This is a genomic window from Campylobacter sp. CH186, from assembly GCF_004378925.1.
GTDB lineage: Bacteria > Campylobacterota > Campylobacteria > Campylobacterales > Campylobacteraceae > Campylobacter_D > Campylobacter_D jejuni.
In genome coordinates this window covers 304,959-329,997 of the sequence record NZ_RYYB01000001.1, presented here as the reverse complement: position 1 = coordinate 329,997, position 25,039 = coordinate 304,959, and the positions used below count along the sequence as shown (strand labels likewise).

The following is a 25,039-nucleotide window of genomic DNA, read 5'->3' as shown; positions in this document are numbered from 1 at the left end:
CTTCTAAAGTCCCATTTTAAAAGGATTTAGTATATTATTTGGATCAAAAGCTTTTTTAATATTTCTCATTAAATTCATTTCGGCTTCAGAAAAAGCTAAATTCATAAAAGGTGCTTTAGAAAGTCCTATGCCATGCTCTCCGCTTAAAGTTCCTCCAAGTTTCACTGTTAATTTAAAAATTTCTTCCACAGCTTCATAGCCTTTTTTCACCTGCTCTTTATCATTTTTATCAGGAACCATAACATTAGTATGCACATTTCCATCCCCTGTATGCCCAAAACAAGGGATTTTAAAACCATATTTTTTAGAAATTTCATCTATACCTTCAAGCAAGGCAGGTAGTTTAGAACGCGGAACTGTAATATCTTCATTAAGTTTTAAAGTTCCATACATGGCAATGCTTTGAGAACAATTTCTTCTAGCAAACCAAATATCTGCGGCTTCTTGTTCGTCTTTTGCTATTTTAAATTCACTAGCTCCAGCTTCTAAAAAATAATGTTCTAAATTTCTCAAATCCTCATCAATAGCCTCTTTAACATTACCATCCACATCAGCAATCAAAATAGCTCCAGCTTCTATAGGCAAACCTTTATTAAATTTGCTCTCAACCGCTCTAATGCTAAGATTGTCTAAAAATTCCATAGATACAGGACTTACACCGCTAGCAAGGCTTTTATAAACCGCATTCATAGCACTTTTTACACTTGGAAAAATAGCAAAAGCAGTTTTTTTGAATTTAGGTAAAGGTATTAATTTTAAAGTAAGCTCACTTAAAACTGCTAAAGAACCTTCACTAGCGATTAAAATTCCTGCCAAATTATAACCTGCTACATCTTTAATAGTGCGTTTTCCTGCACGAATGATTTCTCCGCTGGGCAAAACAGCCCTTAAAGCCATCACATAATCTTTTGTAATGCCATATTTTGCAGCTCTCATTCCCCCAGCATTTTCGCTTACATTACCCCCTAAGCTAGAATACTCCATGCTAGCAGGGTCAGGTGGATAAAACAGCCCGTATTTGGCTACTTCTTTTTGTAAATGTATATTAATAACCCCAGGTTGCACAACAGCCACTAAATTTTCAAGATCAATTTCTAAAATTTTATTCATATGCTTTTCAAAAGCAAGCACCACACCGCCATTAACAGCTAAAGCTCCTCCTGTAAAACCAGATCCTGAGCCTCGTGGTATGACTATGATATTATTTTCATTGCAAAATTTTAAAATTTGAGCAATATCTTCTTCATTTCTTGGAAAAAGAACCCCATCGGGTAAATAATGTTTTTTTGTCGCATCATAGCTATAAGCTCTTTTGTGAATTTCATCAAAATAAGCGTTTTCTTCTCCTAAAAATCGTTTAAAATATTGTTCAAATTCTTTTTTCATGTTTATTGCACCTTAGGAAGATTAATCAAAGCATCATAATATCTATAATAATTTCCTATTTCTTGAGAGTTAAAATCAAAAAAATTACTTTTATATCCACCTATACGAGAATAAAAAGGAACCTGAACGCTAGTTGGCTTGCTTATAGGCACTTCATAAAGCTTATTAAAATCTTGACAATCCACAACTTCTGCTTGATTTTCCAAAGCTACAACCAAAATACCAACCGCATTATCATCACAAAATTGCCTAAAATCTGAACGCTTAGGAGAAAGAGTGGCCGTTCTAATTAATTGTGCTCCAAAAATGTCAATATGGGTAAAATATATCTGCGGAAATTCTCTAACAAGTTCATTATAAGTTTGTTCATCAGGAGCAATTACCAATCCTCTATCATAAAGAAAATTTAAAACAACCTCATCACCTACTTTAGGTAAAACATTTGGTAAAGGCAAAGCATCTTGCTTAAGAGCTGAAAAAACGCTAAATTCTAATTTTGCCAAACCATTTTTTTTATCTATAACACTTGCTCTAGCGATGATACTTTGCGAATTGCTAAAATGTTGTACTACTACGCCACTTGAATAAAGTTTTATATCATCACTATCTTTAATATAACCATAAATATCATCAACTTTTACAAGTTCACTTTTTATAGGTTTTAAATCAAATCCAACCGCAAAGAGGCTAAGGTTTAAAGCTAAAAAACACACTATAGTTTTAAACAAATTTGCTCCTTAAATAAAAATTTATAGAATTATAATCCTTTTTTGTTAAGCAATTGTAAGAAAAATAAAGTAAAATATAGCTTTCAAATTTCAAAATTCTTTTAAAAATTAAGGTTATCTCATGAAAAAATTATTGCTTTTATTTATTTTTGTTGTTCAAAGTTTTGCAGCTTTAAGTGTTGAAGAGTTAACTTGGGATAATGGAGATACCTTGCTTAAATTCTTACAAAGAAATTCCATACCTATGTCGCTTTATTATGGACTTGATAGAGAAGATCAAGAACTTGCTTCTGATATAGCTTATAAAATAAAATATCAAGTTTTAAAAGATGAAAACAACAACATAGAACAAGTTTTAATTCCAATTAGCGATGATTTACAAATTCATATCTATAAAGATAAAGATGGACAATACACTCTTGCTTTTACTCCTGTATCTTATCAAAAAGAAGATAGAATTTTACATTTAACCATTAAAAGCTCTGCTTATCAAGATGTCTATGAAGAAAGTGGTAGCAGTACTTTAGCTCGTGCTATGGTTCGTGCTTTTCGAGGAAGTATAAATTTTCGCAATATCCAAAAAGGTGATGAAGTAACCCTATATTATGAACAAAAAAGACGCATGGGTAAACTTTGGGGCGATATAAATATAAAAATGGCAATGGTAGAAATCAATAAAAGCGCTAGAGAAGTCTTTTCTTATAATGATATATTCTATGATCGCGATGGCAAAGAATTAGAATCTTTTTTACTTACAAAACCTGTGAACTACACTAGAATTTCCTCTCCTTTTACAACAGCAAGATATCATCCTATATTAAAACGCTATCGCGCCCATCTTGGTATAGACTATGCTGCACCTACTGGAACTCCTGTAAAAAGTGCTGGCAAAGGAGTAGTAACCTTTATAGGCACAAAAGGTGGCTATGGAAATGTAATTCAAATCAAGCATGACTCAGGTTATATGACTTTATATGCTCATCTTAGTCGTTTTGCAAAAATTAAAAACGGACAAAAGGTAAATCAAGGACAAGTAATTGCATATGTTGGTTCAACAGGTATGAGCACAGGTCCTCATTTGCATTTTGGAGTATATTTAAATAATAAAGCTATAAATCCTGCATCTGTTGTAAAAATCGCCAAATCAGAACTTAGTGGAAAAGCAAAAGAGAATTTTAAACATATCATAGCTGGATACGAGCAGGTTGTTAAAGAAGCCCTAGCCTCGAATCAACCTAATCCTCCAAAAGAAGAAGATTTTGAAAACTATATAGAATTTTAATTACTCAACAACGCTTTATCTTTTGCATTGATTAAAGAATTTAGAAGAGTTGTAAGCTCTTCTTTTTCTTTTTCATTAATTTCACAAAAATCTGCATCAATCAATTGTTTTACCAAAGCTTCATTCAACAAATCTCCATCGCCAAATTCTCTAGCTTTTTGAATGATTTTTAACACTCTTAAATCTTTTCTTTCATACATTTTAATCCTTTAAATAAACCACACTCACAAAACGCTTAGGCGTTTTATCACGACGATAAGAAAAAAAACTCTCATCATCAAAACTACAAATTCCACAATCTTTAATATTTTCAATGCCTAAATTTTGCGCTTGAAATTTTACTAAAGCTTTTAAATCAAGTTTATCATCTTGAACAAATTCTTTAAATTCTTTTTTAGCAAATTCTAAAATTTCTCCATCTATTTCATAATTTTTAGCACAAATTCCAGGCAGGATAAAAAGATGAAATTTATTCTTATCTAAATGTGAATTTTGCATAGCAATTTGATCAACGCATTCTTTTAGGATATTTTCAAAGCTTCCTTTTCTACCTGAATGTAAAGCTGCTATAATGCCACTTTCATGATATAAGATCAAAGGCAAACAATCCGCGCTTAAAACACAAAGAGCAGTATTTTTTTCTTTACTTATAAGTCCATCACAACTGAGATTTTTTAAATTTTCATCATAAATAATAACTTTATGAGAGTGAATTTGATCCATAAAAACACATTTTTCAATATCTTTAAAACCTAAATGAGAAAATAAATTCTCATTATGAATTTTAGCCCTAAAAACATTATAATCCTTATCAAAAGCACAAAAAATACCGACTTTATTATTTTCTAATAAAGATAAGAAATTCTTTCCACTTCTTCCCATGATAATCCTTTGTTTTTACCTTGTAATTGCGCATAAATATAACGAGCAAGTAAATCGCTTTCTATGTTGATTTTTCTACCTACTTGATAGTCTTTAAAAAGCGTTTCTTTAAAAGTAATAGGAATAATAGTAAGCCTAATACCATTTTTTAAAATTTCATTGATAGTAAGGCTTACTCCATCAACAGCTATACTTCCTTTTTCTACCATAAATTTCATAGCTTCTTTAGGTAAAGATATATGAAAATCCACTCCATTTTCATCTTTTTGAATCTTTTCAAGTATGCCGATAAAATCAATATGTCCTTGCATAAGATGTCCATCAATTCTATCGCCATATCTTAAAGCAGGTTCTATATGAACTTTATCTTTTAAATTTTCTATAGCTACATGAGTGCGACTTTCACGAGAAAGTTCCACTTCAAAACCTCCCTCATAAAGTTTTGTTACACTTAAACAAGCTCCATTTACGGCTATGCTATCGCCAAGATTTGGGCGATATTTTGCTTTTAAGCTTAAAGTATTGTTTTGATAAGATTGAACTTTAGCAATTTCTCTTATGAGTCCATTGAACATTTTTTACCTTAAAAAATCTTATTTAATAATTTATTCACCGCTTTATCAACTTTATCGCCCGTACTTTTAGCACCATCACTCACACCGCCACCTACTACATTTTTAATAGAATTTAACACACTTCCTGCATTTAAATTCACTTTAGGATTTTCCGTAGTTCCTGTAATACTTCCTTTAAAATTGGCTCTATCGAGTTTAATATCAAAAGGCAAATTTAAAGCTCCGCTTTTAGAATTTAAAGCTCCTGATTGTACTAAAATATAAGAACGATCTGCTTGCATATTAAGATCAAGTTTGATATTTTCTTTTTTAATCAAAGCTTTAGCATTAGCAGTGCGATAAACATCATTGGTAATATCTTTTAGTGTTAAAATTTTTAAAGCATTGGTAATAAGATTTGGTTTTAATTTACCCTCTTTCATATCCAAATTAACCTCTCCTTCTTCGCTTAAAAGATTGTAATTTGCCTTCACATCTGCCTTACCTTGATAAACATCCATAAAATCTAAACCTTGAGCTAGACTACTTAAATCCACTCCATTTAAATCAGCAAGCAAAAGGTTATCTTTAAGTGTGCTTTGAAGCCTCCCTTCAAATAAATTTGGACTATTTACAACAAAATTTAAATTCTTATCAAAACCTACCTTTCCATTAAATTCTGCCTTACCTTTAAGTTTTCTATCCAACAAAAAGCCTAGTTTTGAAAAATCATTTATCTTTAGATTAAAATCCGAATTTAAAAGCATTTTGCTTATATCAAAACTTCCTTGTAGTTTTGTAAGATCAGCTAAAGATGAATTTAAAACAGAATCAAATTGAGCGATATTGTTTTTAAAATTAATTTTGGTATTTAAATCATAACTTGTATTGTTTGGAAAATTTTTATTTAAAATTTTACTTAAAGTTGTAGCATTTAAAATACCTTTAGCTTCTAAATTTGCTTTACCATTAAGGTTATTAAAATCGATATTATCTAAATTAATTTTTGCATTAACAATCCCACTGGCATAATTTGGCATACCTGCTATAACAAAAAGTTTAGATAAATCAAGTTTATCAATGTTTAAATCAAGTTTTTTGCCATTTGAATCAGCCTTGATTACACCATCTGCCAAATTTGCATTTGCATTTAAATTTTGTATTTGAGTGCCTATAATATGAGCTTTTGCAGTAAGATCTGCCTTACCTTGTAATTTTTGTCCTGCTATAGCACTAAACTGAGATAAGTCATCAATAAAAGCATTTAAATCTGTATTTAACTCACTATTTTTTAAATTATAAGTTCCTTGAAGTTTTTTGATATTAAGCAAATTTGAAGCAAGCAAAGCATTGTAAGCAATATTGCTATTTTTTGCATTTGCTTTAGCATCAAAACTAAAAATTGTATTTGGAAGCTCTATTTTAGCTATTTTTTTAAGCTCATTGGTGTTAATCTTTGCATTGTTTATTTTTGCTTCAAGATCAAAATTAGAAAAATCCAAATCTGCATTTAGAAGTTTAGCATTTAAATTTCCAGAAACCAAAGCTCCATATCCTGCAAGAGCTAATAATTTTTCCAAACTTACTTCATTAATATCTGTAAAAATTTTATTATTTTTCAAACTTGCCTTTACCTCTCCACCAAGTCCGATAACTTGAGCATTTAAACTTGATAAGGCATTATTTACAACACTTGTTTGACCTATCACACCCAAACTACCATTTAGTCTAGTTTTTGTAAGTTTTTCAAGCTTTACAAGAGAAGGAATACTTAAATTAAAATCAGTACTTAAAGCATTCTTGCTAATATCATAAAGAGTTTTTTGGGTTTGCAAGTTAAGATAATCATTGTAAATTTTACTTACAGCATAAATCTTATCTTCTTTAACATTGGCCAAAATTTCTGCTTTAGGATTAGAATTTAAAGGCAAGTCTAAAGAAAAATCTTTTTTTATCGCCTCATAGTTTATATAACTTGTATCAAGTTTTATGATGATATTTCCATCAGGTTTTAAATTCTGTGCTGAAATTTTTGCTTGAGCATTTAAAAAACCTTTAGCATAACTAGGGTAAGATAAAAGATGAAGTATTTCTTCTATCTTAAGATTTTGCGCATCTAAATTTAAAGCAATAGGGCTGTAATTATACATTCTTGCATTTAAAAGCACATTTGAACCTAACAAATAACCCTTTCCATCTAAAGTAAAATCACTTGCTTTACCTTGAATTTTACCGCCAAAAGAAAGGTTTTGATTTAAATTTAAACCTAAATTTTTAGCATAATTTTGCTTTAAAGAAATAAGATAGTCAAGATCAAATCCAAGCTTAAAAGAACTCAAAGCTCCCTGAAGATTAAAATCTGCCATATTTGCGATATTTGCTTGCAATTCAAGGCTTGAAAAACGTAAATTAAAATGCGTGATATTTACATCTAATCCCGCACTTTCTTTGATCTTTTTTTGCACTATATTTGCCACTATATTATTACCAAAACTTGTGAAAAGTATGGTATAAATAGCAATCAAAAGCACAACAACAAAAGCTATAACTCCATAAAAAATCTTTTTCATTTTTATCCTTTAGTTTATTTTATAAAATAACTTTAGTCTATAAAACTAAACTTTTATAAATATTTTAATTTAAAGTATTGACAAAATTCATTTTTTATAGTATGATATTATCACTCTAAATAAAAGAGTGCTAAAATCAATATTTTTAAGGATGGACAAAAATGAATTTTCAACCTTTAGGAAAGCGTGTTCTAGTTAAACGCGTAGAAGAAACTAAAACAACAGCCTCAGGCATAATTATACCAGATAATGCTAAAGAAAAGCCTTTAATGGGTGAAGTAGTAGCAGTAAGTAAAGAAATCACTGATATTGCAAATGGTGATAAAATCGTGTTTGCTAAATACGGTGGAACAGAAATTAAACTTGATAATAATGAATATTTAGTTTTAAACTTAGATGATATCTTAGGAATTTTAAAATAATTTATAAAAAAGGATAAAAAATGGCAAAAGAAATTATTTTTTCAGATGAAGCAAGAAATAAACTTTATGAGGGCGTTAAAAAACTTAATGACGCGGTAAAAGTAACTATGGGGCCAAGAGGACGCAATGTTTTAATCCAAAAAAGCTTTGGTGCTCCAAGCATTACTAAAGATGGCGTAAGTGTTGCTAAAGAAGTAGAGCTTAAAGATAGTCTTGAAAATATGGGTGCTTCACTTGTAAGAGAAGTAGCAAGCAAAACAGCTGATCAAGCAGGCGATGGAACAACTACTGCAACGGTTTTAGCTCATGCGATTTTTAAAGAAGGTTTAAGAAATATCACAGCAGGTGCAAATCCTATTGAAGTAAAACGTGGCATGGATAAAGCTTGCGAAGCTATAGTAGGCGAACTTAAAAAACTTTCTCGCGAAGTAAAAGATAAAAAAGAAATTGCACAAGTTGCTACAATCTCAGCCAATTCTGATGAAAAAATCGGAAATTTAATCGCTGATGCTATGGAAAAAGTGGGCAAAGATGGTGTTATCACTGTTGAAGAGGCAAAATCAATCAATGATGAATTAAATGTAGTTGAAGGTATGCAATTTGATAGAGGTTATTTAAGCCCTTATTTTATCACTAATGCAGAAAAAATGACAGTAGAGCTTTCAAGCCCTTATATCTTGCTTTTTGATAAAAAAATTGCAAATTTAAAAGATTTATTACCGGTTTTAGAACAAATTCAAAAAACAGGCAAACCACTTTTAATTATCGCTGAAGATATTGAAGGTGAAGCACTTGCAACTTTGGTTGTAAATAAACTTCGCGGTGTTCTTAATATTTCAGCCGTAAAAGCTCCAGGTTTTGGCGATAGAAGAAAAGCTATGCTTGAAGATATAGCGATTTTAACAGGCGGAGAAGTGATTTCTGAAGAACTTGGAAGAACTCTTGAAAGTGCGACCATACAAGATCTTGGACAAGCTTCTAGCGTAATCATCGATAAAGACAATACAACCATAGTAAATGGCGCAGGTGAAAAAGCAAATATTGATGCAAGGGTAAATCAAATCAAAGCACAAATTGCTGAAACAACTTCAGATTATGATAGAGAAAAATTACAAGAAAGACTTGCAAAATTAAGTGGCGGTGTTGCAGTTATTAAAGTAGGTGCAGCAACTGAAACTGAAATGAAAGAGAAAAAAGATCGCGTTGATGATGCTTTAAGTGCTACTAAAGCAGCAGTTGAAGAAGGTATAGTAATTGGTGGTGGTGCAGCGCTTATCAAAGCAAAAGCTAAAATCAAACTTGATCTACAAGGTGATGAAGCAATCGGTGCAGCTATCGTTGAAAGAGCTTTAAGAGCACCTTTAAGACAAATTGCTGAAAATGCAGGCTTTGATGCAGGTGTGGTTGTAAATAGCGTAGAAAATGCTAAAGATGAAAATACAGGCTTTGATGCTGCAAAAGGTGAATATGTTAATATGCTTGAAAGTGGAATTATCGATCCTGTTAAAGTAGAAAGAGTAGCTTTACTCAATGCAGTTTCTGTAGCTAGTATGCTTTTAACCACAGAAGCAACAATTAGTGAAATTAAAGAAGATAAACCTGCTATGCCAGATATGAGCGGTATGGGAGGAATGGGTGGCATGGGCGGAATGATGTAATATCTGCTCTAACCTCTTATCAGCAAGGATTTTCCTTGCTGATTACCAATTTAATTTAAAAACACTCCCTTGATTTTCTACAGATTCGCAAATAATCTTAATATCATTATCATCACAAACTTTTTTTACCAAAGAAAGCCCTATACCAAATCCTCCTTGATCGGTATTAAATCTTGTATACCTATCAAAAATATGATTTAAATTTGACTTTGAAATTCCACAACCTGTATCCGCAATACTTAAAAAATTGGCTTTTAAAATTATAGAAATTACTCCACCTTTTTTATTGTATTTAATAGCATTGCTTATAAGATTATCAATCAATTTAGAAATTTGACTTTTAGGAGCAAAAATATTTGCTTGATTTAAATCAAGCTTTAGTGTAATTTTTTTTTGCTCAAAAAATACTTTAAAATATTCCAATCTTTCTTCAAGTAGTATTCTTAAATCAAATTTTTGTTTTTCTGTTTCTAAGGTATTAGGGAAATTATAAAAAACAAGATCAGAATACACTTGAGACAAACTTTTTGCAGCAAGCTTAATCCTTGTAAATTTAGCATTATCTCCTAAATTTTGATGCTCAAGTTGTTCTATACTCATCAAAATAACACTTAATGGGGTATTGAGTTCATGGGTTGAATCTTTAATGAAACGATTTAGTGTGCTGATTTTATCCTCTAAAGGCTTTAGAGCAATTTTTACTAAAATATAAGATATTAAGCCCAATATGCAAAAAGCCATAATAGCAAAACCAAAAACTTTCGTTCTAATCCAAAAAAGATCTTTGCCAACATCTTCACCCTGTATTAAAATTTGCAAACCATCGTTAGTATTTACTTCTTCATTGCTAGCATGTCTTAAAAAATAATGATCTGCACTCATAGGAGCAAGGAAAAAAACCTTATTATCACAAATACCTCTACCTTTAAGCTCTATCTTTGCCTTTCTTAAATCAAAATCTATATTACTAAAAACAATCTTTTTAGCATCAAATATAGCAAATTTTAGTGCTGTGCTTTGAGCAATATTTTTTGCACTTATATCTATAGGAGTAAAGCGAGAATTTAAGATACTTATAACAATATTTCTATGATTTTCTCTCAAAGTGGCACCCTTTAAAACAACTAATTCTTCATATAATTTTTGATACCATAATGCAAAAAAAATAGTTAAAAAAATACCTGTAGTTGTTAAGTAGATTAATAAAATTTGCCTAATGACTTTTTTAGCCATAGCAATATCCCCTGCCTCTTTGATTTATAATTTTTTCTTTTCCTAAAATTTTACGTAAATTTTTCACATAAGCCCTTAAACTTAACTCACTAGGCTCCTCATCATAATCCCAGAGTTCTTCAAAAATTCTCTCTGTGCTTAAAAAGTTGTTTTTATTTTTAAGTAATAAAGACAAAAGCTTAATTTCTTTACTCGGTAAAGTCAAGGCTTTATTATTATGGTAAAGAATTTGTGTAGTAAATTCAAATCTAAATCCATCTCCTAAATCTTCAAAATCTTCATTTTTATGTGAAAAAGCTCTTTTAAGCAAAGCTTTAACCCTGATAGATAACTCGGCAAGTTCAAAAGGTTTTTTTATATAATCATCACAACCTGCATCAAAGCCTTGTTTTAAATCGTTTGTTGTGTTTAAAGAAGTCATGAAAATTGCTGGGGTTTGCTTTCCGCTTTTTCTTAATTCTTTAAGCAATGAAAATCCATCTCCTAAAGGAACTTTTACATCTAAAATCCAAAGATCAAAATATCTTTCATAAGCCATATCTAAAGCTTCTTGTGCATTATCGCATAAAAATACTTCATATCCTTCATCGTTTAAAAACTCTTCAATGATCTCACTCAAGCTCAAATCATCTTCTAAAAGTAAAATTTTAGCAGCCATAATTTAAATCTTTCTAAGTTCAAATCTCTTAAATATATATCATTGTATCAAATTTCTTATCAATTATTTAATAAAATTTCATTTTTATTTAATTTATTTTTATCTATAATCCTTTTATACAAATAAATTTTTCCTTAAGGAGTTAAAATGCTTCCAAAATGGGATAACAGCTATAGTGTGCACAATGCTAAAATTGATGAGCAACATAAAAAGCTTTTTGAACTTGCTGCAAAAGTTGAAGTTGTATCAGATAGATCTGTAAGTAAAAATGAAGTCAAAGAACTTTTGGCTGAATTTTTTAATTATATGAAAGATCACTTTAATGATGAAGAAAAATACATGCAGCTAATAGGCTATCCAAATTTAGAAGAACATCGAAAAATACATAAAGAAATCATCCAAACCATGATTAACTTAATCAAAGATATCAAATCAACCAATGATCTTAAAGAAAAACTTTATATAGTGGCTAAAAAGTGGCTTTTAGAACACATACTATATGAAGACATGAAAGTTGAAAAATGGAGAAGTTCTTCTTTGTCTACAGATGATGGTGGCGATGTTAGCTTTGAAGCAGCAGAAGATGAAGATAATGAGCATCCACAATTTTATCTTTATACCTGTAATTGTCCTGGTAAAATTCACGATGTTCCTTATAGCATTCATCAAAAAATAGAATTACAAGGTCATAAATTTACTTGTAAAACTTGTAAACAAGCTATAAAATTTTACAAAAAACATTCTTAAGGAGGATAAAATGAAACGCAATGTAAAAACTTATTCTTTTAGAATGCCTTTAGAGCTTAAGGAGCGTTTGGATAATTTAAGTAAAAATCTTTCTAAACCAAAATCAGCCATAGTAAAAGAAGCCATAGAAGCTTATCTTAATGAAGTTGAAGATTTTTCTTTTGCTGTTAATGCCCTAGAAGAACTTAAAGATGGGGATTATCAAAAGGCAAGTAAAAAAATAGATAAAATTGTCAAAAATCTCCAAGAAGATTCTAACGATAACGAACTTGGTGATTTTGATTTTGCTATTGAAGCTTTAGAAGAACTTAAAGATGGGGATTATCAAAAGGCAAGTAAAAAAATAGATAAAATTGTCAAAAATCTTAAACAAACAAAATAAAAAACTTTATCACAATTTTTTTTGTGATAAAGACTTATTAATTTTTATATTAAAATACATTTATGAATATTAAAAATGGAGTTAAAAAAGTGGCTCCGGATGTAGGATTCGAACCTACGACCAATCGGTTAACAGCCGACTACTCTACCGCTGAGCTAATCCGGAACATTTAAAAGTAAAATGTGATTATAGTGAAATTAAAAAACTTTGTCAAGGGTTTTTACACAAAAATGCATTTTTTATGTAAAAAAATTAATTTACTCCTTAACAATAACACTTTTTAAATTTCTAAAATAAAACAAATTTACCCCATCTTCATATAAATAATCAAGCTTCATTCCATGTGTTTCTAAAATAGTATTTACAATATAAAGCCCTAATCCAAAACTTGATTTTTGTTTTGATCCTTGAGTAAAAGCTTGAGTATAGTATTCTAAAGTATTGTTAAGCTCAGGACCACGATTTTTGAAACAAATATAATCATCTATAATATCAATTTGCACAAACCCATCTTCAGAATGTTTAATACCATTATCTATCATATTTTTAATCGCCGTAGTAAAAAGTTTAAAATCCACATTTACAAAAAAACTTTCTTCCATAAAAATACGTATATTGCTATCATCTCGCATTGCAATTTCTTTGGCTTCATCTAAAACATCTAAAATATTGTATTTTTTTCTATTTATAAAAGCAGCCCCTGAAGTAATTTGCTCAATAGCAGCAAATTCATTAATTAAAATTTCAAGTCTAGTAAAAACCCCATTTAAGCGCTCTTTATATTTATTATCTTCTATCATTTCTAAAGTTAAAAGCCCCTTAGTAATAGGAGTTTTGAGTTCATGCATAATATTTCTTAAAAAAAACTGACGAGATTGGTTTAGCTTTCGAATTTGAACAATGGCTTGATAAAAAGCTTCACTTACTTGTGAAATTTCATCCACCCCAGTGCTTACATCTTCTATATCATTAAGCTTTCCTTGGGCAAATTTATCAATTTGTTTTTTAAGTCTTTTAAGTGGTTTTAATTTTTTAAATATATAAATATAAAGCAATACAAGAATACAAATCACAGCTACAGCTATGGCTTTGATAATAAAATACCTATAGGTTTGATAATCTTGATCCTTATAAAGATAAACCTTTCCATCATAAATAATATTTAAATACACCTGTCTATTATAAGAAATAATCTCGATTAAGCCATTATTAACCTCAACCCTAGCTAAAACATCACCTCTAAAAAGAATTTTACGGATCTGCTTTGCTTCTGTTATCTCATCCATTTTATTATAATTTTTTGTCTGCTCTTCAAATTCTTTTTCACTGATAACTCCTGCAAAATTTAAGAGCCTTGCATTAGCTATCAAAGAATATTTTGTATTTAATTCTCTAGTATAATTTTGCTGATCGTATTCTATAAGCCACAAAAAGCCAAGTATAACACTAACCCCAGCAAAAATAAAAATAAAAGTTATAGTATAAAAAATCGAAGATTTATTCATTGAGTAAGCTTATAACCTATTCCACGTATAGAGTGAATATATTTTGGAGTTTTTGGATCATCTCCCATCTTTTGACGAATTCTACTGATAATAACGTCTATACTTTTATTGCTAGAATCCTCACTAATAGAAGAACAATTATAAACAAGCTCTTCACGACTTACCACTCCACCCTCTTTTTTAATCAAATAGCTTAAAATATCAAATTCAGCATTAGTTAAAGTAAGCTCTTGTCCTTTCATGGTAATAATATGCTTATATTGATCATAAACAAGATCTTTTACACTTTTTGCTATGGCACTTTTTGTATTTGAAATACGTCTTAAATGACTTTTAATACGTGCTTGTAATTCTTTTGGATTATAAGGTTTTGGTAGGTAATCATCTGCTCCAAGTTCTAAAGCATTAACCTTATCTGTAATATCATGTCTTGCACTTGAAATAATAATAGGCGTATCATACTTTTTACGAATCTCTTCACACACTTCAAGCCCATCAAGTCCTGGCAAAGAAAGGTCTAAAATGATAAGCTGATACTCTTTTAATGCGAGCTTAGAAAGGCCTATATAAGGCTCATGAGCTATATCAACTTTCATATCAAATTTTTCCAAATATTCAGCTGTAATTTCTGCTAATTCTAAATCGTCTTCTATCATAAGAATATTTGTCATAGTTTTCCTTTATTTTAAACTTAATTTTAATTTTAAACTAAAATTTATAACGAAAGGAAAATCCTTCCGTTATTTTTATTTAAGCACAAGCAAAGTCGCAAAACCATTGCGATATACCCAAACTTTGGTAAATTCTTTTTTATTAACTTGTTTTAAAGCTTGTTCTAAATCTTTTAAATTTTTAATTTCACTTTGTCCAACACCTATGATAATATCACCCTCTTGGAAACCAGAATTTTTTCCTTTGCTCTTTTCTTTAACACTATCAACCAAAACACCATTAACATCTTTTGGAATTTGCAAACGATTCTTAAGTCTTGGATCTAAATTTCTCAAACTCAAACCATCAATCAGATCACTTTGTACGCCTTTAGGATTTTCTTTTTCACCTTTAAGAGTAAAACTTGCTTGCTTATTTTCTCCATCTCTTTCGTAACTTAATGAAATTTTTTGACCAATCTCTAAAGTTCCTATATAATTTTTAAGATCAATAGGACTTTTTATAATCTTATCATTAACTTTAGTAACTAAATCTCCACGCTTAAGCCCTGCTTCATCAGCACTTGAACCTTTTTGAACATCAGTGATTAAAGCTCCTTCTTGATTTTTGTAAGCTTTTTTAGTATCACCTTGCAAAGCTGAAATAGTCACACCTAAAAATCCTCTATCGATCTTGCCTTTTTCAATAAGTTTTTTAGCTATATCTTTAACCATATTTGAAGGTATAGCAAAACCTATGCCGTTATTTCCACCGCCACGAGAAAGAATAGCTGAATTAATACCTACTAAATATCCACGACTATCCACCAAAGCTCCACCTGAATTTCCTGGATTGATAGAAGCATCTGTTTGTATAAAATTTTCATATTGATTTAAACCTATATTGTCTTTGTTTAAAGCAGATATTATTCCACTTGTAACACTAAAACCGACTCCAAAAGGATTTCCAAGTGCAAAAACAACATCTCCTTCCATTAAATCATCAGAATTTGTAAAAGTAATAGCTGAAAGATTATTAGCCTCTATTTTTATAACAGCCAAATCTGTTTTTGAATCTTTACCTATAAGTTTTGCTTTATATTCTGTATCGCTTCCTGGTAAATTCACTGTAATCGTATCAGCATCATCTACAACGTGATTATTTGTTACTATATAACCATCTTTTGAAATAATCACCCCTGATCCCAAAGAACTCACCACTTCTTTATCATTTTTTCCTTTTCTTTGAGGAAAATCAAAATCAAAAAATTGTTTAAAATAAGGATCATTAAAAAAATCATCCAGAGGACTTGGACGATTCGCTCTTGTAATAGTTTTTGAGGTGGAAATATTAACCACTGATTTTTTTGCATCTTTAATAGAATCATGATAAGAAAGCACTGCATTTCCAGCAGCAGGATTCACACGATTAGCCGTTGTAGTCGATTCGTTAAAATTAATACTTACAGCAAATAAAGCACTTGCTAAACTTAATGATAAAAAAATCTTTTTCATTTCATTTCCTTTTTGTTCTTAAAGATAAATTATCTCGTAAAATATTTTACTGTCTTCATAGTATAAAACCGAAAATTTACAAAATTGTAAATAAAACCTTGAGTGATAAAAATTTATAAAACTTGATTGACTTAGGCTAAAGTTTATGTTATAATTTAATCCTTTATATAATCAAGTAAAATTTTTAAGGAAATATAACATGAATAGTTTATACGAAACTCTTGGAGTTAGTAAAAACGCTAGTGCAGATGAAATAAAAAAAGCTTACCGTCGCCTAGCTAGAAAATATCATCCTGATATCAACAAAGAAAAAGGCGCGGAAGAAAAATTTAAAGAAATTAATGCTGCTTATGAAATTTTAAGTGACGAAAAAAAACGAGCTCAGTATGACCAATACGGCGATTCTATGTTTGGTGGACAAAGTTTTCATGATTTTTCAAGAAATGCTGGTGGGGTAAATTTAGACGATATTTTAAAAGATCTCTTTGGAGGAGGCTTTGGTGGACGCTCAAGAGGGGGGTTTAACGGCTTTTCTTCAAAAGGCTTTAGCAGTGGTTTTGGAGGATTTGGAGGTTTTGAAGAAGAAAATTTAGACAGCAATCTAGAGCTTCACATTCCTTTCGAAAAAGCTGTTAAAGGCGGGGAACATAGTTTTAATTTTCAAGGCGAAACCATTAAATTTAAAATTCCACACGGTATAAAAGAAGGCGAGAAACTAAGAATTCGCTCTAAAGGAAAACAAAGCAGAAATGGAGCTAGAGGCGATTTAATCATTATTGTAAAAATAGAAGAAAGTCCTATTTACACAAGAGAAGATGATGATTTATATCAAAAGGTTGATATTTCTTTAAAAACTGCACTTTTTGGTGGAAAAATAAATATAAAAACACTCAAAGAAGGCAAGGAAGAAGCGACAATTAACATAACGCCTAATTCAAAAAATAACCAAAAAATTCGTTTAAAAGGTTATGGGGTGCAAAATAGAAAAAGTGATATTTATGGGGATATGTATTTGATTTTAAATGTTGTTTTGCCAAATTTAGATACCCTTGATGAAAAATTTATAGAACTCTTAAAAGAAAAATTACCTTAAAGAAAGGAATAAAATATGGAACACCATTATGATGAACCTGTATATTTAATCAGTGTTGTGGCTAAAGTTTTAAGCATACATCCACAAACCTTAAGGCAATACGAAAGAGAAGGATTGATAGAGCCAAGTAGAACCGATGGCAAAATAAGACTTTATTCTCAAAGGGATATTGACCGCATTAAACTTATATTGCGTTTAACAAGAGACATGGGAATCAATCTTGCTGGAGTAGATGTTATCTTAAAATTGAAAAACCAACTTCACGAATTTGAAAATTTAATTGATGAACTACGCTTAGAATTAAGCAAACAACAAGATAAAGAAGCGGCTAGCAAAGCCGTTGTTAAGCATAAAAATAGCTTTGATTTGATTTTTTATGAGAAAAAATAAAAAATAATGGATAATTTTTTAGAAATTTTTTTAATCACCGTTGCTATAGCTATAGTTTTAAATGTCATATTTAAAAAATTTGAAATTCCAACTATCATTGGATATATAGCTGCTGGAGAAATCATTTCTGAAATTTATCATTTAAGTGGCAAAGGCGAAATCACCCATATAGCCGAATTTGGTATAGTGTTTTTAATGTTTACCATAGGGCTTGAATTTTCTTTTAAGCATTTAATGGCAATGAAACAAGAAGTTTTTTTAAACGGCTCTTTGCAGATGCTTACTTGTGGCTTTGTTTTTATGCTACTTGCTATAGGAATTTTAGGACTTGGAGATAAAAGCGCTACCATAGTAGGCTTTGCACTAGCGCTTTCTTCAACCGCAGTGGTGCTTAAAATTTTAAATGATAATGGCGATATAAATGAGCAATATGGCAGAAAAGCATTGGGAATTTTGCTTTTTCAAGATATAGCCGTTATTCCTTTGCTTTTACTTGTAGATATTTTTTCATCCAACAATCAAAACATAGAAAAACTCCTTTTTACCACTTTAATTTCAGCACTTATTTTAATCACTTTATTATTTTTCATAGGTAAATATCTAGTGGATAGAATTTTTAGACTCATTATCCACACCTCTTCTCAGGAAATTTTTATTAGTACTGTTTTATTTATGGTTATTGGAGCAAGTTTTTTAGCAAATTATTTTGGATTTTCTTATTCTTTGGGTGCTTTTATAGCAGGTGCTTTGATAGCAGAAACAAAATATAAACACAAAATAGAAGCGGACTTAATCCCATTTAGAGATTTGCTTTTAGGGCTTTTTTTCATAACTGTAGGCATGCAAATTCAACTTGATGTAGTGGCGCAAAATTGGTTTTTAATCATAGTTTTAACCCTTCTTGTAATGGCTTTAAAATTTGGCATAGTTTTTGGCTTTTTATTTCTTTACACTAAAAAAAGAGTAGCGCTTAAAACAGCTTTTGCCATAGCACAAATTGGCGAATTCGCCCTAGCAATTTTTTCTCTTTTACAAGCAAAAAATATGCTTGATATCAAAACTTCACAAATTTTAATTGTTGTTTCTATCTTAACCATGATTATCACGCCTTTTATTTTAAACAATATAAGAAAAATTACCAATGTTGTAGAAGATATAGCACTTAATACCAACGCTGTGCAAAATATTGACAGCAATATCAAGCTTAAAAATCATCTTGTTGTTTTTGGCTACGGACGCTTAGGACAAGAAGTCGTACAAAAAATCAAAAACACAGGTGTACCTTATCTTGTTTTAGAAAGTGATTTAAATTTAGTAGAACTTGGAGTTAGTCGGGGTGAAAATGTCGTTTTTGCCAATGCTGCTCAAGAAGAAACCTTAAAAATTGCCAATATAGAAGAATGTGCCGTAGCTATTATCACAGTTACAAATGAAGCTAAACTTGAAATTTTATGTCAAGTGCTAGCTAATTATCCAAAACCTATAGACACTATCATTCATGTAAATGGAACTTTGAAAAAGATGCTTTTTTCTAGCATAGATGAAAATATACGCATCATTCGCTCTGAAAAAGTAATCGCTAGAAATTTAGTTCAAGAAGCACTAGAATGCCGCATTCATAAAAATACCTAAGGAAGAATTTTGACAAAAAATGAAGAAAAAGCCTTACGCGTAAAATACCTAAGAAATCTTGAAAAATTTTTCAATGGCGCCATATCTGCGCTTAAAAAAGAAGATTTTGATAAAACTAAATTTGAAGAAAGAATGTTAAAAAATGCTAAATTTTTTAAAAAAAATCCCGCGGTAAATCTTAACTCAACCTATGCAAAAAATCTTGAATTTTTTGTCAATGCTTGTTTAGATTTTTCCAAAGAAAAAAGCGAGCTTTTAAATCTTGCCAATGCTTTAGATAAGCAAAAAAAACAAGGTGAGAAAAAAGAAAAACATAAAAATTATTTAAAGGATTATGAATGATTAATGTATTTTTTGATATGGATGGAACTTTAATCGATAGTGCAAATGCCATTTCTTATGCAGTCAATGAAATAAGGCAGGATTTAAACCTAGCCCCACTTTCAAGAGAAATCATTATGCAAACCATCAATACTCCCAATATTGACTGGGCAAAAGAACTTTATAATATAGAAAATTTCCATCATTCTAGTTTTAAAGAAGGCTATGAAAAATATTTTGTCAAACACTATGAACAAAGCGTGGTGCTTTTTGAAGGAGTGAAGGAACTTTTAGAATTTTTAAAAAGCAAAAATTGTTTTTTAGCTATTGCCACTAACGCCCCGCAAAGCTCACTTTCAAACATACTTAAAAAACATCAAATCATTCCTTATTTTGATAAAATTTTAGGCGTAAGTTTAGGCATAGAACCCAAACCTCATCCTATGATGCTAGAGCTTTTAAAAAGTGAGGCACCATATAAAACAAGCGTTTTTATAGGGGATAGTCAAAAAGATAAAGAATGTGCTAAAAATGCTAATTTGCCTTATTTTCATGCCAAATGGTATCAAAAAGATTTAAAAGAAAATGAATTTAGCAACGCTAGTGAACTTAAAGGCTTTTTAGAAAAGTATTTATAAGTTTTTTAATGAAATTTTAGTTAAAATTAGAAACAAATTTTAAAAAGAGTAAATTATGAGTGAATTATTAATAGAAATTGGCACAGAAGAATTACCTGCTATTCCTTTGCTAAAAGAATTAGCTAATATAGAAAAAAAATGGAAAAATGTTTTAGAAGAATACCGCATGGTAAGTGATTTTAAATTTTATTATACTCCGCGTCGTTTAGTTTTTTTTCATGAAAATTTTGCAGACAAACAAGAAGATAGCTTTGCTGAATTTATAGGAGCACCTAAAAATGTCGCCTATAAAGATGGAGTTTTAACTCCTGCAGGACAAAGCTTCCTGCAAAAAGCAGGGATCAGTGAAAATGAACTCGCTTTTAAAGAAATCAAAGGCAAAGAAGTTTTATACCATCAAAAAGCTATTAAAGGTTTGCAAAGTCAAAAAATTTTAGGAGAAATGGTAGAAAAATTTCTAAAAAGTCTTAGTTTTGGCAAAAGTATGCGCTGGGGTGCAAATTCTTTTGAATTCATTCGTGCGATCCGTTCTATAGCTTGCATTTTAAATGATGAACTTGTTAATTTTCAAAGTTATGGGGTAAAAAGTGCTAAAAAAACTTTCATTCACAGAAGCGTAAGTTATGATTTGCAAGATTTTAACAATGCAAAAGAATATTTTGAACTACTAGAAAAAAACTATATCATCCTTGATCCAATCAAAAGAAAAGAAAAAATACTTGAGCAATTTAAACTCATAGAAAGTCAAAAAAATATACAAATTGGAGAGGATGAAGAACTTTTAGCTGAAGTAGTTGCTATCACAGAATACCCTAATGCACTTTTAGGAAGTTTTGAAGAAGAATTTTTAGAAATTCCTAGCGAAGTAATAATCACTTCAATGAGAGAAAATCAACGCTATTTTGCAGTTTTTAATGACAAAGGCTTAAGCAATCATTTTATAGTAGTAAGTAATGCAGTATGTAAGGATTATTCAAAAATCATACATGGAAATGAAAGAGTTTTGCGTGCAAGACTTAGTGATGCAATGTTTTTTTATCAAAATGATTTACAAAATGGCTTAAAACCTGAAAAACTTGCCAAAATGACCTATCTTGAAGGTTTAGGCACAATGCAGGATAAAAGTTTAAGAGAGATTAAAATTGCTGAAATTTTATGTCAAATGCTTCATAATGATAAAATCGAAAATATCAGCACAGCACTAAAATATGCTAAAGCTGACTTAGCCACACAAATGGTTTATGAATTTACTGATTTGCAAGGCATTATGGGAAGTTATTATGCGCAAAAAATGGGCTTAGATTATGAAATTTGCTTAGCTATCAAAGAACAATATCTTCCTAATTCCGAACAAGCTCCACTTCCAAGTACAGAATTTTCAAGCATAGTAGCCCTTGCAAACAAGCTTGATGCCCTTATAGGACTTTTTAGCATAGGAAAAATTCCAAGTGGAACAAAGGATCCTTATGCCTTAAGAAGAGCTGCCAATGGGATCATTAAAATCGCTCTAAATTTAAATAAAGAATTTGATATCCAAATTTTATTAGAAAAACTTTCAAGTCATTACAAAAGCTTTGATATGCAAATTTTAAAAGATTTTATTTTTGAAAGACTTTATACTTTTTATACAGTCAATGCTTCTTTTGTAAAAGCAGTTTTAAGCTCACAAAATACAGATCTTATCCATATCAATCAAAGCGTAAATGCTCTTATAAAACTTAGCAAAAAAGACAATTTTAATGAAAATTTTGCAACCTTTAAAAGACTAGCCAATATCGCCACTAAAAATTCTCATAAAGTTGATGAAAGTCTTTTTGTTCAAGAAGCAGAAAGCAAACTTTACAAAGCTTTTCAAGAAAAAACTAAAGCCGACTCTTTACAGGAAAAACTTGAAAATCTTTTTGCGCTCAAGCCTTTTATTGATGAGTTTTTTAATCAAGTGATGATTAATGCTGAAGATAAAAAACTTAAAAATAATCGCCAAGCTTTGGTTTATGAAATTTATGCGGAGTTTTTAAAAATCGCCGATCTTAAAGAGTTAAGCCTATGAAAGCCTTATGGCTTTTTTTAAGCTTTACTCTTTGGCTTTTTGGAGCTCAAAATTTAGAACTCATCAAAGGTCAAGCTTTATTTTTGGAACTAGATAAGAAAGATTTTTTATCTTTGAAAAATAATGATAAAAATATTCCCACCTTTACACATCCTAAAAATCAAGAAAAAATTCTAGCTATTTTTTCCTTACCTTACAAAAATCCCCCGCAAAATACAAAACTTATAGCATTTTATAAAGATAGAAAAGAAGAAATTTTCATAAAAACTTTAGAAGGTAATTATAAAAGTGAAAAATTGCAAGTTGAAAACAAAAAGATTTTTCCGCCAAAAACCGTACAAGAACGCATCGCTAAAGAACTAAAAGAAGCCAATGCGATTTATAGTTCTTATACTCCAAAAGCTTTATTTAACAGTACTTTTAATATACCTTTAAATTCTTTTATCACAAGTGATTTTGGCAAAGCAAGAACTTTTAATGAAAAAGTAGCAAGTTATCATAGCGGAACGGATTTTAGAGCCGCCACAGGAACGCCTATTTATGCAGCCAACTCAGGCATAGTAAAAATTGCAAAAGATCGTTATTTCGCAGGAAATTCGGTAGTGATTGATCATGGTTTTGGAATTTATTCACAATACTATCATCTTTCTAAAATCGATGTTAAAGTAGGACAAAAGATAAAAAAAGGCGAACTTATAGGACTTAGCGGGGCTAGTGGTAGGGTAAGTGGGCCGCATTTGCATTTTGGAATTTTAGCTGGAGGCAAACAAGTTGATCCTTTGGATTTTGCATCCAAATTTAATGCTATTTTTCAATGAAATTTAGTGACTTTTTCCACGCTTGGCTACATGAAAGCTATTATAAAAATGCTGTAAGTATAGGAAAAAACGGAGATTTTTTTACTGCTGTGAGCGTAGGAAATCTTTTTGGCACACTTTTAGCCAAGCATTTTTTAAATTTAATAGATAAAAAAATTTTACAACCCCCTTTAGAACTTGTAGAAATAGGTGCTAATGAAGGATATTTAAGTCGTGATTTTTTAGCCGCTTTGCTTGAATTAAGACCTGAAATTTTTTCTCAAATTTCTTTTTTCATCATAGAACCGCATGAAAAATTAAAAAATTTACAGAAAAAGACCTTAGAAGGAGTGGAATTTACTCACAAAAATAGTCTTAAAGAATGCCATTTTAAGAACGCTTTTTTCTTTTGCAATGAACTTTTTGATAGTTTTACTTGTGAACTTATAGATCATGATAAACTGGCATTTGTAGAAAATTTTAAACTTATTTTTAAAAATATGGATGAAAATTTGATCACAAAATGCAAAGCTTTAAATCTTACAAAAGGCGAACTCAGTTTAGAGCTTGAAAATTTTTTTAAAGATTTAGATCAAGCTTGCGAGAGATTTATATTTGCGGGATTTGACTATGGAACTTTGAATCCACAAAATTTTAGCTTAAGAATCTATCAAAAGCACGAAGTTTTTAGCCCTTTTGAAGTATCTTTAAAAGATTTTTTCGGCAAAAGCGATCTAACCTATAATGTTAATTTTACTCATCTTCAAAAACTCATCAAAGAATATGATTTCAAACCTTTAGCTTTTAAAAAACAAAGTCTTGCTTTCATGGATTTTGGTTTTGAAGATTTATTAGAATACACAAAAAATAAAAACATTAAAACTTACGAAAGTTTTTTATCTCAAGTTAAAATTTTATTTTTTAATTTTGATGAAAAATTTCATTTTTTCGAATTTCAAAAAAACTAAAATTTTATATTTTTCATACTTGCTAAACAAACTCCCTCCCTTAAACCCTCATCAATGACTAGAAGTTTATGTTTATCAAACAAAGCATAAAACAGCAAACAACCTGCACTCAAATAATTTTTTCTCATCGTGCCTACTTCTTTTATGGCCTTTTTTTCTTCCATATGAAAAAGTTTAATAGCATAGTTTAAAAAATCCTTATGGCAAAGTTTTTTACCATTTACTCTAGTTGCTTCATACTTTTCATAGCTTATATTTTGTTTTAATGCGCTAAGTGTAGTAGGAACTCCGGAATTTAAAACCACCGTTTTAGCCCCTAAAGAACGAAGTTCCTTTTTAATCATAGCCACCTCATCAAAAGCCATAAAAGCTAAATGCTTTAAATAGGGATTTACAATTAAAAAATGAATTTTAAGTTTTTTATCTTTAATATTGATGATAAATTTAGGATATTTTTTTATCAATTTTTTATAAGAAATACAAGATTTATAATAAGAATGGCAATTTTTTTCATAAAAACCAATAATACCAAAATCAAAACTTTTAAAACTTTTTCTAAAAGAAAGCTCACAAGAAGCCCCTCCTAAATCACAATACGCAAACTCTCCCCAAATTTTAAGCCTTCTTAAACCTGATTGCATACCCAAAACACTGATCTTAGCTTCACTTTTGGCATCTATAAGCTTAAAATCAATCCCAAATTCTTCTTTTAAATGGGCAAAAATTTCATTTGTATTACTTGCCTTTCTAAAAGCTGCAGTCGCTACAGCTCTTGCTTTGCTTAAATCTTGCTCTTTAGCTAAAATACTCAAAGCATTTTTTAATCTTTGTATGGCTTCTTTAGAAATTTCTCCACTTTGATTTAGATTTTTCGCTGCCCCAATAACAAATTCATATTCTTTTAATTTATTTAATTTTTCATCCATTTGTACTGCTCTTAAAGTATTCGAACCAAGATCTATACCTAACATGACTTTC

At 30.1% G+C, this 25,039-nt stretch carries 24 protein-coding genes, 1 tRNA gene and 1 pseudogene; 13 read left to right on the top strand and 13 right to left on the bottom strand.

Annotated features, from left to right (window positions below; all coding sequences use genetic code 11):
* Positions 1-3 precede the first annotated feature (3 nt).
* Together ELQ09_RS01625 and ELQ09_RS01620 are read right to left on the bottom strand one after the other, a co-directional pair.
* Positions 4-1,386, bottom strand: a complete 1,383-nt coding sequence (locus ELQ09_RS01625; protein ID WP_002937828.1) for an FAD-linked oxidase C-terminal domain-containing protein — start codon at positions 1,384-1,386, stop codon at positions 4-6.
* Positions 1,387-1,388: 2 nt separating this feature from the next.
* Positions 1,389-2,114 carry a plasminogen-binding N-terminal domain-containing protein gene (locus tag ELQ09_RS01620; protein ID WP_002853792.1) on the bottom strand — a complete coding sequence of 242 codons (726 nt, stop codon included), beginning with the start codon at positions 2,112-2,114 and terminating at the stop codon, positions 1,389-1,391.
* Positions 2,115-2,235: 121 nt separating this feature from the next.
* Between ELQ09_RS01620 and ELQ09_RS01615 the strand changes: the two genes are divergently transcribed.
* Positions 2,236-3,396, top strand: a complete 1,161-nt coding sequence (locus ELQ09_RS01615; protein WP_002852845.1) for a M23 family metallopeptidase — start codon at positions 2,236-2,238, stop codon at positions 3,394-3,396.
* Here ELQ09_RS01615 and ELQ09_RS01610 read toward each other — a convergent pair.
* From ELQ09_RS01610 to ELQ09_RS01595, 4 genes are read right to left on the bottom strand one after another with little or no spacing between them, the layout of a single operon-like run.
* Entirely contained in the window at positions 3,393-3,596 is a 204-nt protein-coding gene (locus ELQ09_RS01610; RefSeq protein ID WP_070295705.1) for a hypothetical protein, read from the bottom strand. The two genes, ELQ09_RS01615 and ELQ09_RS01610, sit on opposite strands and share 4 nt — an antisense overlap.
* A gap of 1 nt (position 3,597) precedes the next feature.
* On the bottom strand, positions 3,598-4,278 hold the full coding sequence (locus ELQ09_RS01605; RefSeq protein ID WP_070317013.1) for a polyphenol oxidase family protein: 681 nt from the start codon (positions 4,276-4,278) through the stop codon (positions 3,598-3,600).
* Positions 4,242-4,853: a riboflavin synthase gene (gene ribE / locus ELQ09_RS01600; protein WP_070317012.1), complete on the bottom strand. Its 612-nt coding sequence runs from the start codon at positions 4,851-4,853 to the stop codon at positions 4,242-4,244. Before ribE ends, ELQ09_RS01605 begins: the two co-directional genes overlap by 37 nt.
* Before the next feature lie 8 nt (positions 4,854-4,861).
* Complete coding sequence (locus ELQ09_RS01595) at positions 4,862-7,402, bottom strand: hypothetical protein (protein ID WP_134263723.1); 2,541 nt, start codon at positions 7,400-7,402, stop codon at positions 4,862-4,864.
* Positions 7,403-7,563: 161 nt separating this feature from the next.
* Here ELQ09_RS01595 and groES point away from each other — a divergent pair, with 161 nt between their 5' ends.
* Together groES and groL are read left to right on the top strand one after the other, a co-directional pair.
* A complete protein-coding gene (groES, locus tag ELQ09_RS01590; protein WP_002825273.1) occupies positions 7,564-7,824 on the top strand; it encodes a co-chaperone GroES in 261 nt (86 codons plus the stop codon).
* Between the two features lie 20 nt (positions 7,825-7,844).
* Positions 7,845-9,482 carry a chaperonin GroEL gene (gene groL, locus ELQ09_RS01585; protein WP_002853460.1) on the top strand — a complete coding sequence of 546 codons (1,638 nt, stop codon included), beginning with the start codon at positions 7,845-7,847 and terminating at the stop codon, positions 9,480-9,482.
* 42 nt (positions 9,483-9,524) lie between these two features.
* Here groL and dccS read toward each other — a convergent pair whose 3' ends face one another.
* Together dccS and dccR are read right to left on the bottom strand one after the other, a co-directional pair.
* A complete protein-coding gene (dccS, locus tag ELQ09_RS01580) occupies positions 9,525-10,715 on the bottom strand; it encodes a two-component system sensor histidine kinase DccS (protein ID WP_002887839.1) in 1,191 nt (396 codons plus the stop codon).
* Positions 10,708-11,373, bottom strand: coding sequence for a two-component system response regulator DccR (gene dccR / locus ELQ09_RS01575; RefSeq protein WP_002853205.1), 666 nt, complete (start codon positions 11,371-11,373; stop codon positions 10,708-10,710). The genes dccS and dccR overlap by 8 nt, the downstream gene beginning before the upstream one ends.
* Before the next feature lie 147 nt (positions 11,374-11,520).
* Here dccR and ELQ09_RS01570 point away from each other — a divergent pair, with 147 nt between their 5' ends.
* Positions 11,521-12,120, top strand: coding sequence for a bacteriohemerythrin (locus ELQ09_RS01570; RefSeq protein ID WP_002866222.1), 600 nt, complete (start codon positions 11,521-11,523; stop codon positions 12,118-12,120).
* 10 nt (positions 12,121-12,130) lie between these two features.
* A pseudogene (locus tag ELQ09_RS08365) lies at positions 12,131-12,370 on the top strand (ribbon-helix-helix domain-containing protein); the annotation flags it as partial.
* 222 nt (positions 12,371-12,592) lie between these two features.
* Here the strand turns inward: ELQ09_RS08365 and ELQ09_RS01560 are convergent.
* The 4 genes from ELQ09_RS01560 to htrA form a co-directional block, all read right to left on the bottom strand.
* Positions 12,593-12,667, bottom strand: a tRNA-Asn gene (locus tag ELQ09_RS01560).
* A gap of 92 nt (positions 12,668-12,759) precedes the next feature.
* On the bottom strand, positions 12,760-14,007 hold the full coding sequence (locus tag ELQ09_RS01555) for an ArsS family sensor histidine kinase (RefSeq protein WP_002853920.1): 1,248 nt from the start codon (positions 14,005-14,007) through the stop codon (positions 12,760-12,762).
* The gene (locus tag ELQ09_RS01550) at positions 14,004-14,678 is read right to left on the bottom strand and encodes a response regulator transcription factor (RefSeq protein ID WP_002777451.1); all 675 of its coding nucleotides are present in this window, start codon (positions 14,676-14,678) and stop codon (positions 14,004-14,006) included. The genes ELQ09_RS01555 and ELQ09_RS01550 overlap by 4 nt, the downstream gene beginning before the upstream one ends.
* A gap of 75 nt (positions 14,679-14,753) precedes the next feature.
* A complete protein-coding gene (htrA, locus tag ELQ09_RS01545) occupies positions 14,754-16,172 on the bottom strand; it encodes a serine protease HtrA (RefSeq protein WP_134263722.1) in 1,419 nt (472 codons plus the stop codon).
* 199 nt (positions 16,173-16,371) lie between these two features.
* On the opposite strand from htrA, the gene ELQ09_RS01540 reads away from it, so the two are divergent.
* The 8 genes from ELQ09_RS01540 to ELQ09_RS01505 are packed head-to-tail and all read left to right on the top strand — an operon-like array spanning position 16,372 to position 24,061.
* The gene (locus tag ELQ09_RS01540; protein WP_002876803.1) at positions 16,372-17,265 is read left to right on the top strand and encodes a DnaJ family protein; all 894 of its coding nucleotides are present in this window, start codon (positions 16,372-16,374) and stop codon (positions 17,263-17,265) included.
* A gap of 15 nt (positions 17,266-17,280) precedes the next feature.
* Positions 17,281-17,655: a heat shock transcriptional regulator HspR gene (hspR, locus tag ELQ09_RS01535; RefSeq protein WP_002861924.1), complete on the top strand. Its 375-nt coding sequence runs from the start codon at positions 17,281-17,283 to the stop codon at positions 17,653-17,655.
* 6 nt (positions 17,656-17,661) lie between these two features.
* Positions 17,662-19,287 (top strand): cation:proton antiporter, encoded by a 1,626-nt coding sequence (locus tag ELQ09_RS01530; RefSeq protein WP_002859297.1) that lies wholly within the window; start codon positions 17,662-17,664, stop codon positions 19,285-19,287.
* A gap of 9 nt (positions 19,288-19,296) precedes the next feature.
* Positions 19,297-19,629 (top strand): hypothetical protein, encoded by a 333-nt coding sequence (locus ELQ09_RS01525; protein WP_011049906.1) that lies wholly within the window; start codon positions 19,297-19,299, stop codon positions 19,627-19,629.
* Entirely contained in the window at positions 19,626-20,246 is a 621-nt protein-coding gene (locus ELQ09_RS01520; protein WP_096703114.1) for an HAD family hydrolase, read from the top strand. Before ELQ09_RS01525 ends, ELQ09_RS01520 begins: the two co-directional genes overlap by 4 nt.
* A gap of 55 nt (positions 20,247-20,301) precedes the next feature.
* Positions 20,302-22,296 (top strand): glycine--tRNA ligase subunit beta, encoded by a 1,995-nt coding sequence (glyS, locus tag ELQ09_RS01515; protein WP_134224578.1) that lies wholly within the window; start codon positions 20,302-20,304, stop codon positions 22,294-22,296.
* Positions 22,293-23,114 carry a M23 family metallopeptidase gene (locus tag ELQ09_RS01510; RefSeq protein WP_134263721.1) on the top strand — a complete coding sequence of 274 codons (822 nt, stop codon included), beginning with the start codon at positions 22,293-22,295 and terminating at the stop codon, positions 23,112-23,114. Before glyS ends, ELQ09_RS01510 begins: the two co-directional genes overlap by 4 nt.
* Positions 23,111-24,061, top strand: a complete 951-nt coding sequence (locus tag ELQ09_RS01505; protein ID WP_070317005.1) for an SAM-dependent methyltransferase — start codon at positions 23,111-23,113, stop codon at positions 24,059-24,061. The genes ELQ09_RS01510 and ELQ09_RS01505 overlap by 4 nt, the downstream gene beginning before the upstream one ends.
* On the opposite strand, the gene ELQ09_RS01500 is transcribed toward ELQ09_RS01505, so the two are convergent.
* Positions 24,058-25,032, bottom strand: coding sequence for an exopolyphosphatase (locus ELQ09_RS01500; RefSeq protein WP_096703108.1), 975 nt, complete (start codon positions 25,030-25,032; stop codon positions 24,058-24,060). The genes ELQ09_RS01505 and ELQ09_RS01500 overlap by 4 nt on opposite strands.
* Positions 25,033-25,039: the final 7 nt, after the last annotated feature.

Excerpts from the sequence above, each read along its gene's own strand:
- ELQ09_RS01570 (WP_002866222.1), top strand. The coding sequence starts at position 11,521 with ATGCTTCCAAAATGGGATAACAGCTATAGTGTGCACAATGCTAAAATT.
- ribE (WP_070317012.1), bottom strand. The coding sequence starts at position 4,853 with ATGTTCAATGGACTCATAAGAGAAATTGCTAAAGTTCAATCTTATCAA.
- hspR (WP_002861924.1), top strand. The coding sequence starts at position 17,281 with ATGGAACACCATTATGATGAACCTGTATATTTAATCAGTGTTGTGGCT.
- ELQ09_RS01625 (WP_002937828.1), bottom strand. The coding sequence starts at position 1,386 with ATGAAAAAAGAATTTGAACAATATTTTAAACGATTTTTAGGAGAAGAA.
- ELQ09_RS01605 (WP_070317013.1), bottom strand. The coding sequence starts at position 4,278 with ATGGGAAGAAGTGGAAAGAATTTCTTATCTTTATTAGAAAATAATAAA.
- ELQ09_RS01505 (WP_070317005.1), top strand. The coding sequence starts at position 23,111 with ATGAAATTTAGTGACTTTTTCCACGCTTGGCTACATGAAAGCTATTAT.
- ELQ09_RS01595 (WP_134263723.1), bottom strand. The coding sequence starts at position 7,402 with ATGAAAAAGATTTTTTATGGAGTTATAGCTTTTGTTGTTGTGCTTTTG.
- groES (WP_002825273.1), top strand. The coding sequence starts at position 7,564 with ATGAATTTTCAACCTTTAGGAAAGCGTGTTCTAGTTAAACGCGTAGAA.
- ELQ09_RS01555 (WP_002853920.1), bottom strand. The coding sequence starts at position 14,007 with ATGAATAAATCTTCGATTTTTTATACTATAACTTTTATTTTTATTTTT.
- groL (WP_002853460.1), top strand. The coding sequence starts at position 7,845 with ATGGCAAAAGAAATTATTTTTTCAGATGAAGCAAGAAATAAACTTTAT.
- ELQ09_RS01530 (WP_002859297.1), top strand. The coding sequence starts at position 17,662 with ATGGATAATTTTTTAGAAATTTTTTTAATCACCGTTGCTATAGCTATA.
- ELQ09_RS01510 (WP_134263721.1), top strand. The coding sequence starts at position 22,293 with ATGAAAGCCTTATGGCTTTTTTTAAGCTTTACTCTTTGGCTTTTTGGA.
- ELQ09_RS01550 (WP_002777451.1), bottom strand. The coding sequence starts at position 14,678 with ATGACAAATATTCTTATGATAGAAGACGATTTAGAATTAGCAGAAATT.
- htrA (WP_134263722.1), bottom strand. The coding sequence starts at position 16,172 with ATGAAAAAGATTTTTTTATCATTAAGTTTAGCAAGTGCTTTATTTGCT.
- ELQ09_RS01500 (WP_096703108.1), bottom strand. The coding sequence starts at position 25,032 with ATGTTAGGTATAGATCTTGGTTCGAATACTTTAAGAGCAGTACAAATG.
- dccS (WP_002887839.1), bottom strand. The coding sequence starts at position 10,715 with ATGGCTAAAAAAGTCATTAGGCAAATTTTATTAATCTACTTAACAACT.
- dccR (WP_002853205.1), bottom strand. The coding sequence starts at position 11,373 with ATGGCTGCTAAAATTTTACTTTTAGAAGATGATTTGAGCTTGAGTGAG.
- ELQ09_RS01540 (WP_002876803.1), top strand. The coding sequence starts at position 16,372 with ATGAATAGTTTATACGAAACTCTTGGAGTTAGTAAAAACGCTAGTGCA.
- glyS (WP_134224578.1), top strand. The coding sequence starts at position 20,302 with ATGAGTGAATTATTAATAGAAATTGGCACAGAAGAATTACCTGCTATT.
- ELQ09_RS01615 (WP_002852845.1), top strand. The coding sequence starts at position 2,236 with ATGAAAAAATTATTGCTTTTATTTATTTTTGTTGTTCAAAGTTTTGCA.
- ELQ09_RS01610 (WP_070295705.1), bottom strand. The coding sequence starts at position 3,596 with ATGTATGAAAGAAAAGATTTAAGAGTGTTAAAAATCATTCAAAAAGCT.
- ELQ09_RS01520 (WP_096703114.1), top strand. The coding sequence starts at position 19,626 with ATGATTAATGTATTTTTTGATATGGATGGAACTTTAATCGATAGTGCA.